This window comes from Paraburkholderia sp. RAU2J (genome assembly GCF_003634845.1).
Lineage (GTDB): Bacteria > Pseudomonadota > Gammaproteobacteria > Burkholderiales > Burkholderiaceae > Paraburkholderia > Paraburkholderia fynbosensis.
Window position 1 is genome coordinate 881,752 of record NZ_RBXG01000003.1, and the last position, 12,576, is coordinate 894,327.

The window sequence follows — 12,576 nt, forward strand, 5'->3', positions numbered from 1 at the left end:
CCGGACCGGGTCCGACGACGACCGGCTCATGTCGACCCCACTCCAGCCGTTGAGCCTCAAGCAACGTCAATGGCAGCTTTCGAAGTCAAAAGGGGCACCTGTCGTTATCGCCATCCGGCAAGTCGTTGGCCATTTTCGCCGTTGGCGTTGTCAACGGCAATTCACCGCGTCCGCTTCAGTGATTCGCGACAAGCCATTGCCACGCGGTCCGCTGCAAATGATCGATGCAAATTATGACCCCTCTGAACCAAAAAAATACACTCCAAGGGAACAGCGCCCACTCTCACCGCGCGCGCGAAGCGAGGCGCGCAGCAAGCCGCTCAGCCAGCGCGCGGTCAATGACCTCGAACGACCGGCTCGCCCGCTCATAGGCATACATGTCGCCGGTCGCGATGTCGAACCACCAGCCACTCAATACCAACGCCCCGGCGGTGACCTGCTGGCGGACGATCGGGTAGGTCATCAGATGCTCGATTTGCACAAGGACATTGAGTTGGGACAATTGGTCGTGCGGCTTTAGCCTGTCGTCGAGCGGGCCTTCGTGTTCGAGACGAAACGCCGCAGTGTTGGCATGGTATAGCCATTTATCGAGGTTCGGCGCTTTCAGCTTCGGGTTGCGTGCATATACGGCTTTCATCGCGCCGCATTCGGAATGCCCACACACGACAATATTCGAGACTTTCAGGATCAACACTGCGTACTCGATCGCGCCTGCCTCGGAGAGGTCGCCGGTCGAGACCCCTTCCGCGGTCGCCGGCGGTATCAAGTTGCCGACATTGCGCATAGTGAAAAGATCGCCCGGGTGAGTAGATGCGAGCAGGTCCGGTACAACCCGACTGTCCGAGCACGTGATGAAGAGTGCGTCAGGTGTCTGGGCGAGCGCAAGCTTACTGAACTGCTCTGCATATTGCGGCAGCATTTTCTCGCGGAATTCGACAATGCCCATTATGAGTTTGCGCATGGCGTGCCTCCGAACCAAATAGTTGTGCGCCGTCGAGCCTGACGATCTGCCCGGTTCTCGCGCGTCGGGATACGGGCGAGCCTCAGTGCTCCGCAATCAGATTCCAGTCTGCTTGCGCGCGCAGGCGCAATCGTCGACTGCCTACGGCTCTTTGTCGTCGATATAACTCTCTCGCGGCGGATAAACCCCGGCCAAGCGGGCGATGAGTATCGCGACGAATAAAGCTCCGCTTATCTGCTCGATCATGCATAGGCCGCGCGCCTGGCGCGTGAGCGGCGTCACGTCTCCAAAGCCTGTACTGGTGAGCACGGTTATGCTCAGGTAAAGGGCATCAGCATAGACCAGTCGCCCCGGTTGCCCGACAATCATGTATGACTGCGGATAGAAGAATCCGACGATCGCGTAAAGGTACGCCCAGAGCACACCGATCAGGAGATACGCAGCCGCAGCGCCAAACAGCTTGTCCTGCGTCATGATCTTCGGTTGGAAAACGTAGCGGAGCAGATAGGCGGTGGTCATGAAATAAAGTGCGGCGCTGAACATCCACGACCATGTCAGGTCCATGTCGCTGTCGTGCCAGAGACCCAGATACTGGAACCACACTGCGGGAACGGCGAGTAACAGCCCGACGACGAACGACAGTGACGTGCGCCCGACAGCTGCGACCGTCGCGATGAGGAGAAACATGTTGACACTGCTTATCACCAAGCGGCCATGGTCGGTCGCAGGGACAAACGACACCCCGCCGATGAGAGCGAGGAGCACGGCAAACAGCCAGAAGCAACGCTGGAAAAAAATACGCGACAGGGCGTCGCGCGTGGCATCGACAGCCATATTGATCTCTCGCTCGGTTCGTAACATGTGCCAATTCGAGGCCGCCAAAGGCCAGTAACGCCGACAGGCGGACCGGGCAACGAGCCGCCGTTTGGCAAAAGCGGGAGCCCACGGTGACCGATCGGCGTGCTGTTTCGAGATATCACTTGCGCACCCAACGTATAAGTTGAAACGCAGCTCAAGGTCCGCCGAGGGATCTCGGCTTGAACGCCTGGCGACGCGCCTGATTGACCGCGAGGTTCTGCGCCGCCCGGTGGAGCCCGTGGGTCAGAACCTGCGCGATACCCGTTCCGCTAATCGGCACAGCGGCGTTGACGACGCCCGCCAGGTCGCTGGGGCGCCGGGGGAGCGGTCGATGCGGGAACGGTGCCAGTCGCCCGCTGTTGCGAATGCGCCCGTCCCTGCGTGTTCCGTCCAATGATATATAGGCCATGATGCCCCTCGTCGTCGACCAGTCGCCTCGGCACACAAGCGCAAACGTGGGGCATGCACAAGCCTCGACTCTGAGGGAGTCAAGACAATGACGTGGCGCGACCGGGTGTTCCAAATATAGATGGATATTTTCCGAATAGTTAGTTTGATCGTGGCCCGACGAACGGCCATTGTCATTCATGGCCGACCACTGCCCAGCGTCGACTCGATGGTGGCTGTCCGACGCAGAGAAGCCGCTAGATCGACATTGCCAGAGCGTTGACGACTGTCGTTTATTGGCCGGCAAGCCGCATTTGCATGCTCCTGGATCCAAATCCAGGACAAGCTCTCCCGACGAAAACGAGCATCTATTGCTGTCGTCCACGATGGCACAAATCAGAGCCACCGGGAGCGGATTCTCCCACGCAAGCCATTGACCGGTCACGTCTCCTCCAACGGCGTCGGACCGGCGTCGCCACGATGCTCCTTGACGGCACGACTGCCAAGATGGTCATCGACCGCACTGCCTATCGTGGGATGGAATTGCGTGTCCCCGAGAAGGTCCGTCATTTCGAAGCGCCTGAACTTGTCGCGCACAGGATCCTTAAGCTCGGCGAAGTGCAACTCGATGCCAAGCGCTTTCAGCTTGCGGACTAAGTCGCGAAGCATATCGGCCGATGTCACGTCCACGCTCGTCATCGGCTCTGCAGCCACGACCACTCTGCGAACGGGTGTCGGCGATTGCGCGATGACCTGTGACAGACGCTCCTGAAACAGCTCGGCGTTGGCGAAGAAGAGCGGTGCATCCCAACGGAACAGAACGAGACCGGAAATCGCCTCACCATGCGGATAGCGCTCCAGGTCGTGGTAGCCGCGCAAGCCAGGAACGCGCCCGAGAACCGCGAAATGCGGTCTCCAGCCGTCCCACAGAAATTCAATGATCGCTATTGCCACCGCAAGGCAGATACCGGGGATGGCGCCAAAGACAGCGACGCCCGCCAGACACGCAATGGATAGCCAGAACTCCCATTGCTGAATGCGAAAAATGCGCTTGAGGTCGTTGATCTCGAAGAGGCCAATGGCTGCCGCAATGACCACTGCGGCGAGCGCGCTGGTGGGCAGAAAGCGCAACAGGTTCGGTGCCACCAGCAGCAACGCTGCGACCGCCACGGCGCCTACGACGCCCGTCAACTGCGTCTTCGCGCCTGCTGCTTCCGCCACGGGGGTGCGAGAGGAACTGCTGCTGATCGGGAAGCCCTGGAAAAGTCCGGCCGCAAGGTTGGCGACGCCGAGGCCGATCATCTCCTGGTTCGGGTCGACCCGGCTGTTGGCGCGCGCAGCGAAGGTTCGCGACAGCACGCTGGTATCGGCGAATGCGATGAGCGCGACCGCGCTGCCGCCAAGGACGATCTTCGCCAGGTCCACGCCGCTTGCCCACGGCAGCGCGAACGCTGGCAGTCCCTGCGGAATCTTGCCGAGCACCTTGACGCCGAGATTGTCGAGGCCGAATACGCTGACAGCCAGCGTCGCCAGCACGACTGCGATGAGAATGCCCGGGAGCTTTTCAAAACGCTTCAGAAAGAGGATGAGCACGAGGCTTCCCGCGCCCACTGCGAAGCTGATCCAATTGGCCTTGCCCGCGGCGATGGCCTGCACAAGGCTGATGAGATCGCGAAGCGGTCCTTGTTCCTCGATGGAGATGGCGAACAGCTTGGGCAACTGGCTGATCAGCACCGCGAGCGCAATGCCGTTCATGTAGCCGTAACGGATGGGCTTGGACAGCAGTTCGGTAATGAAGCCCAGCCGCAAGATTCCCATCACGATGCAGACCACACCGGAGACGACGGCCATCATGCTGGCCACCGCAATCGCGCGAGAGGGATCGCCGGCGGCGAGCGGCGCAACCACCGCCAATATGGGTGCGGCGAGCGCGGAATCCGGCCCGAGCACCAATATTCGGCTGGGCCCAAATACCGCATAGGCGAGCAGCGGAACAATCGTCGCGTACAGGCCGCATACGCCCGGTACGCCCGAAGCCGCCGCGTAAGCGATGCCGACCGGCACTAACATCGTGGTCAGCACCAGCCCTGCGGCCAGATCCTTCGGTAGCCAGCTTGCCTGATATCCTTTGACGACCTGAATACCGGGCAACGAGCGAAGCCATCGTTGTGCGCTTCTTGTGTCGCGCTCCGGGCGAAAAGGGGTATCGGTCCGCATGGTTCGCACCTTCAGACGATTGAGAGGCGTGGATGGTGACAGTATGCTCTCGACTCTTCAAGCGTACCTGCTTGACCGGCCAGCTAAAGCCGCCCTGTGGCCGGGTAGCGTTCGCTTTGTTCTACGACGCGGCCGCCAAAGTCCGCTAACCAGTCACCTCGATGCCGGAGAACCTCATGACAGATATCGCACTTGCACGCAAAGATGCCTGCCTCGCAATGGTTCATGCGGTATTGACCGACTTGATTGACGACGGCAATCTGATCGACGGGGCTCTACGTGTTGCGGACTACCTGGCGGATGATCTTGAAGGCAAGATCACCGAGACTGACGCCGTACTGCTTGCTGTCGCCGCACTAACCAAAGTCAATCGTGCGGCTCGTGAGTGGTACGACGTGGACGGCAACCCGATGGACGCGGTGAGAATTGCAGACTTTGTCATCGATGAACAAGTGAACGGGTACGACTGCGCAACCAATCCACATGAAACGACTTCGTCCGCGGCAAGGATTCAGGCGCGGGCGGCCGCAGTGATTCGGCCAATGGGATCACCGGTTCGGCCCGTTCACCACTGAGGCGCGAGCCTTCGATGCGGGCAGGAGTCTCCACGGCGGGAAAACAAGAGCGGATGCGTCCAATGCTTGACGGTCGATGGCGTGCTTCGTCTTCGATCGGCAAGAATTGCGGCATTCCTCCATATTGAGTTCTATTTTCGCGTCCAGTTGGGCGCCTTCCCCCGGGACCGTGCAACTGCGGCCTTGTGCGAAATGACGTGCCCGCTGCATGGGAGTGTCTCAAGTTGGTTTATGCGTTTTAGCCGGATGATATGGCACATTGAGGAACTCAAGCAAATGCGGCGGTGAAGCGCGTGTGCGAGGGCCGCGACCCCATACCTTCACTGAGTCCGGAATTGCGGAAGGGGGCGGGAATATCACGTACTCCTTTCAAGGAAATGCGTGCCGCACACTTCGTTAAGCGAATAATACAAAAACTCGAACCGCACGTCAGAGCCCAACATAAAGACTGCATTCGTGCGGCGGAAAGTCCGGCCGTGCTTGCATTCTGCGCTCAGTAACATATGCTTTTTTTTCAGCGAGCTTCCAGAGTTCTTTTGGTAAATCCGATGTAAAGGGTCGTCGGTAGGGCGCGACGCGGCCCGGCAAAAACTACAGCGCCGCCGCAGCGCGCCCGACGCTTCTGCATTCATTCGGGTGGAGGCTGCAAGGACAGGAGACGCCAGCATGAGCGACGATCGCGCATCGGAGGCTTCGTATCGCGCTACGCTATCAGGCGACGAACTCAGACGCATCGACGACTGGTGGCGCGCGTGCAATTACCTGTCGGTCGGCATGATTTATCTCAGGGACAATCCGCTTTTGCGCGAGCCCTTGAAAGTCGAACACGTGAAGCACCGTCTGCTCGGACACTGGGGCGCAAGCCCCGCGTTGTCGTTCGTCTGGGCCCATCTGAACCGCGTGATCAAGCGTGACGACCTCGACGTTATTTTCATGGCTGGACCCGGACACGGTGCACCAGGTGTACTCGGCCCCGCGTATCTGGAAGGCACCTACTCGGAGGTGTACCCGGACAAGAGCGAAGACGCCGAGGGCATGCAGAAGTTCTTCAAGCAGTTCTCGTTTCCGGGGCATATCGGCTCGCATGTGACGCCCGAAACACCCGGCTCGATTCACGAAGGCGGTGAACTCGGCTACAGCCTCTCGCATGCCTACGGCGCGGCGCTCGACAATCCCGATCTGATCGTCGCGTGCGTGGTGGGCGACGGCGAGGCCGAGACCGGCCCACTTGCTACCGCATGGCATTCGAACAAGTTCATCAATCCGGTGCGCGACGGCACCGTTCTGCCGATCCTGAACCTGAATGGCTACAAGATCGCCAATCCGACGATCCTCTCGCGCATCAGCCACGGCGAGCTGAAAGCGCTATTCGAGGGCTATGGCTATACGCCGTATTTCGTCGAAGGATCGGAGCCGTCGGAAATGCATCAGAAGATGGCCGGCACGCTCGATACGGTCATCGCCGAAATCCGCGCGATTCACGAAAGAACACGTGCAAGCGGCACTCCCGAGCGGCCGCGCTGGCCAATGATCGTGTTGCGCACGCCGAAGGGCTGGACGGGGCCGAAGGAGATCAAAGGCCACAAGGTCGAGGGTTCGTGGCGCTCGCATCAGGTGCCGTTTTCCGATGTGAGCGGCAACCCCGCGAATCTCGAACTGCTGGAAAGCTGGCTGCGCAGCTACAAGGCCGACGAGTTGTTCGACGACAACGGCCGCTTGCTCGCCGAGCTGCGCGAGCTTGCGCCGCAAGGGCCACGCCGCATGAGCGCTAATCCACATGCGAACGGCGGCGTACTGCGCCGCGAGTTGAAGCTGCCGGACTTCCGCGACTACGCGGTCGACGTCACGCACGCCGGCAAGGTGCTGCGCGAGAACACGCTGCCGCTCGGCCAGTTCCTGCGCGACACGATGCGTTGCAACATGAACACGTTTCGCGTCTTCGGCCCTGACGAGACCGCGTCCAACCGCTTGCAGTCCATCTACGAAGTGAGCAAGAAAGTGTGGATGGCCGACATGCTGCCAGAGGATGACGACGGCGGCGAACTCGCCCGCGACGGCCGCGTGATGGAGATGCTCTCGGAACACACGTTGATGGGCTGGCTCGAAGGCTATCTGCTGTCCGGCCGTCATGGCTTCTTTCACACTTACGAAGCGTTCGCGCACGTGGTGGACTCGATGTTCAACCAGCACGCGAAGTGGCTGGACGTGTGCAAGAACCATGTGCCGTGGCGCGCTTCGGTGGCCTCGGAGAACATTCTGCTTTCGTCGACGGTATGGCGTCAGGATCACAATGGCTTCTCGCATCAGGACCCCGGTTTCATCGACCTCGTGACCAACAAGAGCCCGTCGGTCACGCGCGTCTATTTACCGCCTGACGCCAATACGCTGCTCGTCGTCGCGGATCAATGCCTGCGCTCGACCGACTGCATCAACGTGATCGTCGCCGATAAGCAGAAGCATCTGCAATTCACCACCATCGACGAAGCGGTCGTGCATTGCGCAAAGGGCATGGGCGTTTGGCGGCGCGCGAGCAATGACGAAGACATGGAGCCGGATGCGGTAATGGCTTCATGCGGCGATGTCGCCACGCAGGAAGCACTCGCGGCCACGGCTATCTTGCGCGAGCGTCTGCCCGAGTTGAGACTGCGCTTCGTGAACGTGGTCGATCTGTTCAGGATGCAGCCGGTGACCGAGCATCCGCACGGTTCGACCGAGCGAGAGTTCGACAGTCTGTTTACCGTCGACAAGCCCGTGATCTTCAACTTCCACGGCTATCCGTGGCTGATTCACAAGCTCGCGTATCGCTTTCGTAATCACGAGAATCTGCACGTTCGCGGCTACACCGAGAAGGGCAACATCAACACGCCGCTCGAACTCGCGATCCTCAACAAGGTGGATCGCTTCAACCTTGTGCTCGACGTGCTCGACCGCGTGCCGCGCTTGCAGGGCAGAACCGCACATCTGCGCGAGGACATGAGGAACGCCATCATCCTCAACATAAATTACGCGCACGAGCACGGCACCGATAGCCCGGAGATTTCCGAATGGGTGTGGCCATATTGAGCGGTTCGTAGTCGGCGCCGTGCCTCGCTCGCTCACTCGGCCCGGATCGAACGCATTCAGGCGAGCGTCAAAGCATGAGGAGTCGTCGCAATGAAAGCTCCTGAGCGCCCTCCGCGTATCGAGTTGATCGCGCCACTTTCGGGCGTGATGGTGCCGCTGGAGAGCGTGCCCGATCCGGTCTTCGCGCAGAAGATGGTCGGCGACGGTGTGTCGATCGATCCGACTTCGGACGAGTTGCTCGCGCCGCTTGCCGGAAAGGTCACGCAACTGCATAAGTCCAGCCACGCGGTGACGATCACGGGCGACAACGGGCTGCAAGTCCTGCTGCACATCGGACTCGACACCGTGCTGCTGCGCGGCGAGGGCTTCATGCCGCTGGTCAGCGAAGGCGGCACGGTCGCGGTCGGCACACCGCTGATCCGTTTCGATCCGGTGGCGGTCGGCGCGAAGGCGAGCAGCCTGCTCACGCAGATGGTGATCGCCAACGGCGAACTCGTCACGCGCTATGTGCCCGCGAAAGGCCTCGTCAACGCGGGCACCGACACGGCCCTGTACGTCGAGTTGGTCGGCAGCGTCCCGGACAAGGAGCCGGCCGGTGCGGCCGGCGCGATCCTCTCCGGCGAAATCACGCTGCCGAATCCGGCGGGCCTGCATGCGCGGCCCGCCGCCGTCGTCGCGGCGCAAGCAAAGAAATTCACGTCGGAGATCCGCCTGCTGCGCGGCAGCGACAGCGTCAATGCGAAGTCGATCGTGGCGATCATGGGGTTTGCCACCACGCTCGGCGACAAGCTACGCGTCGAGGCGCGTGGACCCGACGCGGCGGAAGCGGCGAGCGTGCTCGCGCGCGTGCTTGCCGAAGGTTCCGGCGAAAAGCCCGGCGACGCGCCTGCGCCTTCAACACCTTCAGTACCGATCGCCGCACAAGCCGCCACACCAATCGACGAGCCAGTTGCAACCCGCTCCCCGCTCACCGACGCCAACGAATTCACCGGCGTTTCCGCTTCACCAGGTCTTGCCGTCGGCAACGTCGTGCAGTTCCGCCAACAAGTGATCGACGTGAACGAAGCGGGCGAGTCGCCGCAACGCGAACGCGCGCAACTCGAAGCGGCGAGGCACCAGGCGCGCCAGCAGATCGAAGCGCTGAAGGCGACGCTTGCCGACGCGTCGAAGGCGCAGATTCTCGCCGCGCATCTCGAACTGCTGGACGACCCCGACCTGAACGATATGGCCATCGCCAGCATCAGCGAAGGCAAGGGCGCGGGCTTCGCGTGGCGCGCGGCGTTCCAGACGCAGGCGGACACGCTCGAAAAGCTCAGCAATCCGCTGCTGCGCGAACGCGCGGGCGACATCCGCGACGTCGGCCGCCGGGTGCTCGCGTTGCTCGCGGGCGTCAGGCAGGCGCAGATCGACGTGCCGCAGGACTCGATTCTGGTTGCGGAAGAACTCTCGCCGTCCGACACCACATCGCTCGATCGCAGCAAGGTGCTCGGCTTTTGCACGACGACCGGCGGCGCGACGAGTCACGTCGCGATCCTTGCGCGTTCGCTCGGCATTCCCGCGATTTGCGGCATCGACGCACGAGCGTTGCAACTCGCCGACGGCACCCCAGTCGTGCTCGACGGATCGCGCGGCAGCTTGCGGCGCAACCCGAGCGCCGACGAACTCGAACAGGCGCGCCAACGAATCGGCCGCCAGGCCGCCAAACGCGAAACCGAAAAGCTCGCGGCGAGCAAGCTCGCGATGACGGCCGACGGTCACCGCATCGAAGTCGTCGCGAACATCCGCAATGCACAGGAAGCGCGCGACGCGGTGGCGGCCGGCGCGGAGGGCGTGGGCCTGTTGCGCTCCGAATTCCTGTTCGATGCGCGCGACACCGCGCCATCCGAAGACGAGCAGGCCGCTGAGTACTGCGCGGTAGCCGAAGCGCTCGGCCGCGAACGTCCCCTCGTCGTGCGCACGCTGGATGTCGGCGGCGACAAACCGCTGTCGTATCTGCCGCTGCCGAAGGAAGACAATCCGTTCCTCGGCTTGCGCGGCGTGCGTGTGAGCCTCGCGCGTCCCGACATTTTCCGCACGCAACTGCGCGCGATCCTGCGCGCGGCGCCGCTCGGCAATCTGCACGTGATGTTCCCGATGATCGCGACGATCGAGGAAGTGCAGGCGGCGCGCAAGCTCCTGCTCGAAGAAGCCGGCGACCATGCCGCGAGCGTGAAGATCGGCGTGATGATCGAAGTGCCTGCCGCCGCGTTGATCGCCGAGCCGCTCGCGCGCGAAGTCGACTTCTTCTCGATCGGCACGAACGACCTGACGCAATACACGCTCGCAATGGACCGTGGCCATCCGCAACTCGCGAAGCAGGCCGACGCGCTTCACCCTGCGGTGCTGCGTCTGATCGGTATGACGGTCGAGGGCGCCCATCGGCACGGCAAATGGGTCGGCATTTGCGGCGGCATCGCGTCGGATGCGATGGCGGTGCCGGTGCTCGCGGGCCTCGGCATCGACGAGCTGTCGGTCAGTATTCCCGCGGTCGGCTCGGTGAAGGCCCAGCTTGCGCGGCTGACGATGGCCGAGGCCAGCAAACTCGCCGCCGACGTGCTGCGCCTGGGCACCGCCGCCGAAGTCCGCGCGCATCTTTCGCGCTTTGCCGATTGAGCGGCTCGAGAGGAGATCAGCCATGTTTTCGCATGCGTTCGGAGTCTTGCAGAAAATCGGTAAGTCGCTGATGTTGCCGGTCGCCGTGCTGCCGGTTGCCGGGCTGCTGCTTGGTCTCGGCGCGACCGACTTCCACGGTTACGTGCCGGCCATCGTGCTCGCGCTGATGAAGAACGCGGGCGACGTGATCTTCGGCAACCTGCCGCTCATCTTCGCCATTGGCGTCGCCCTCGGCTTCACCGAGAACGACGGCGTCTCGGGCATCGCCGCGACGATCGGCTATCTGGTGATGACCGCAACGCTTGGCGTGATCGCGAAGCTCGAAGGCATCGAGCCCGACATGATCATGGGCATCCCGTCGATCCAGACCGGCGTGTTCGGCGGCATCCTCGCCGGTGGCCTCGCGGCGTGGATGTTCAACCGCTACTACCGGATCACGTTGCCGGCATATCTCGGCTTCTTCGCCGGCAAGCGCTTCGTGCCGATCGTGACGGCGATCGGCGCCATCGTGCTCGGCGGCATCCTGTCGTTCGTGTGGCCGCCGATCGGCAGCGGCATCAAGGCCTTCTCGCACTGGGCGGCGGTGTCCGACCCGCGCACGGCGGCGACCATCTACGGTTTCATCGAGCGTCTGCTGATTCCGTTCGGCCTGCATCACATCTGGAACGTGCCGTTCTTCTTCGAAATGGGCAGTTACCTCGATCCGACCACCGGCAAGACGGTGCACGGCGACATCACCCGTTTCTTTGCGGGCGACCGCACCGCCGGCATCCTGGCAGGCGCGTTCCTGTTCAAGATGTTCGGCCTGCCGGCAGCCGCGATCGCGATCTGGCACTGCGCGAAGCCGGAGAAAAAGCTAGCCGTCGGCGGCATGATGATTTCGGCCGCGTTGACGTCGTTCCTGACCGGCATCACCGAGCCGATCGAATTCGCGTTCATGTTCGTCGCACCGGTCCTTTACATCATCCACGCGTGCCTCGCGGCGTCGGCGCAGTTCGTCGCGAACACGCTGGGCATGCGCATGGGCTTCACGTTCTCGCAAGGCGGCATCGACTTGCTGATGTTCAACCTGATCGGCGGCAAGGCCACGCATGCGTGGTACGTGTTCATTCTCGGCCCGATTTACGCGGCGATCTATTACGGCATATTCCGCTTCGTGATCACGCGCTTCAATCTGAAGACGCCCGGCCGCGAACTCGACACGGTTGAAAGCGCGCCGCTCGCCGCGAGTGGTACGGGCGGACGTTCGCGCGAACTGGTGCTGGCGTTCGGCGGCCGCTCGAATATCACGAGTCTCGATGCGTGCATCACGCGCTTGCGCATTTCCGTGAAAGACCCCGCGCGCGTCGACGAAGCCAAGCTGAAGGCGCTCGGCGCAGCGGGCGTGTTGCGCGTCGGCGATGGCGTGCAGGCGATCTTCGGGCCGTTGTCGGAGAACATGAAGACCGACATGCAGGAGTACATGAAGACGGCCGGCAGCGACGCCGAACTCGCGCCTGCCGGCACGCCGGTCGCGCCAGACGCGGCGACGGCCAGTGGCGTGGCCGTGGCGGCGACAGCCGCCACAGCCGCGGCGCAAAGCTCGGCGCAGCAGAGCGCGCGCGCGGAGAAGATTCGCGCGGCGCTCGGCGGCGCGGCCAACATCGTCAAGCTCGATGCGCTTGCCGCCACGCGCTTGCGCGTCGAGCTATCCGACGTCTCGCGGATCGACGCGGCGGCGCTCAAGGATGCGGGTGTGCCAGCCACGCAAGCGTTGAAGAACGGCGCGATCGACCTGCTGGTCGGACTCGGCGCGGAGGATCTCGCGAATGCGCTGCGCTGGACACCGGCAAGCCATCCAACCCCGGCATGACAGGCGAGGGC

General features: G+C 62.5%; 7 protein-coding genes. 4 read left to right on the plus strand and 3 right to left on the minus strand.

The window, feature by feature from the left end:
- Positions 1 to 283 precede the first annotated feature (283 nt).
- The 3 genes from B0G69_RS35415 to sulP form a co-directional block, all read right to left on the minus strand.
- Positions 284 to 961, minus strand: a complete 678-nt coding sequence (locus B0G69_RS35415; protein WP_121324734.1) for a carbonic anhydrase — start codon at positions 959 to 961, stop codon at positions 284 to 286.
- A gap of 141 nt (positions 962 to 1,102) precedes the next feature.
- Positions 1,103 to 1,822 carry a potassium channel family protein gene (locus B0G69_RS35420; RefSeq protein WP_241991637.1) on the minus strand — a complete coding sequence of 240 codons (720 nt, stop codon included), beginning with the start codon at positions 1,820 to 1,822 and terminating at the stop codon, positions 1,103 to 1,105.
- Positions 1,823 to 2,647: 825 nt separating this feature from the next.
- Entirely contained in the window at positions 2,648 to 4,423 is a 1,776-nt protein-coding gene (gene sulP / locus B0G69_RS35425) for a sulfate permease (RefSeq protein ID WP_121324735.1), read from the minus strand.
- Between the two features lie 176 nt (positions 4,424 to 4,599).
- Between sulP and B0G69_RS35430 the strand changes: the two genes are divergently transcribed.
- The 4 genes from B0G69_RS35430 (at position 4,600) to ptsG (ending at position 12,565) form a co-directional block, all read left to right on the plus strand.
- Positions 4,600 to 4,998 carry a hypothetical protein gene (locus B0G69_RS35430; RefSeq protein ID WP_121324736.1) on the plus strand — a complete coding sequence of 133 codons (399 nt, stop codon included), beginning with the start codon at positions 4,600 to 4,602 and terminating at the stop codon, positions 4,996 to 4,998.
- Between the two features lie 666 nt (positions 4,999 to 5,664).
- The gene (locus B0G69_RS35435) at positions 5,665 to 8,061 is read left to right on the plus strand and encodes a phosphoketolase family protein (RefSeq protein ID WP_121324737.1); all 2,397 of its coding nucleotides are present in this window, start codon (positions 5,665 to 5,667) and stop codon (positions 8,059 to 8,061) included.
- A gap of 90 nt (positions 8,062 to 8,151) precedes the next feature.
- On the plus strand, positions 8,152 to 10,713 hold the full coding sequence (gene ptsP / locus B0G69_RS35440) for a phosphoenolpyruvate--protein phosphotransferase (protein ID WP_121324738.1): 2,562 nt from the start codon (positions 8,152 to 8,154) through the stop codon (positions 10,711 to 10,713).
- 22 nt (positions 10,714 to 10,735) lie between these two features.
- On the plus strand, positions 10,736 to 12,565 hold the full coding sequence (gene ptsG, locus B0G69_RS35445; protein WP_121324739.1) for a PTS glucose transporter subunit IIBC: 1,830 nt from the start codon (positions 10,736 to 10,738) through the stop codon (positions 12,563 to 12,565).
- Positions 12,566 to 12,576: the final 11 nt, after the last annotated feature.

What these genes read in the sequence shown, in the direction of transcription:
- ptsP (WP_121324738.1), top strand. Translation starts at nt 8,152, where the DNA reads ATGAAAGCTCCTGAGCGCCCTCCGCGTATCGAGTTGATCGCGCCACTT.
- B0G69_RS35415 (WP_121324734.1), bottom strand. Translation starts at nt 961, where the DNA reads ATGCGCAAACTCATAATGGGCATTGTCGAATTCCGCGAGAAAATGCTG.
- B0G69_RS35435 (WP_121324737.1), top strand. Translation starts at nt 5,665, where the DNA reads ATGAGCGACGATCGCGCATCGGAGGCTTCGTATCGCGCTACGCTATCA.
- ptsG (WP_121324739.1), top strand. Translation starts at nt 10,736, where the DNA reads ATGTTTTCGCATGCGTTCGGAGTCTTGCAGAAAATCGGTAAGTCGCTG.
- B0G69_RS35430 (WP_121324736.1), top strand. Translation starts at nt 4,600, where the DNA reads ATGACAGATATCGCACTTGCACGCAAAGATGCCTGCCTCGCAATGGTT.
- sulP (WP_121324735.1), bottom strand. Translation starts at nt 4,423, where the DNA reads ATGCGGACCGATACCCCTTTTCGCCCGGAGCGCGACACAAGAAGCGCA.
- B0G69_RS35420 (WP_241991637.1), bottom strand. Translation starts at nt 1,822, where the DNA reads ATGTTACGAACCGAGCGAGAGATCAATATGGCTGTCGATGCCACGCGC.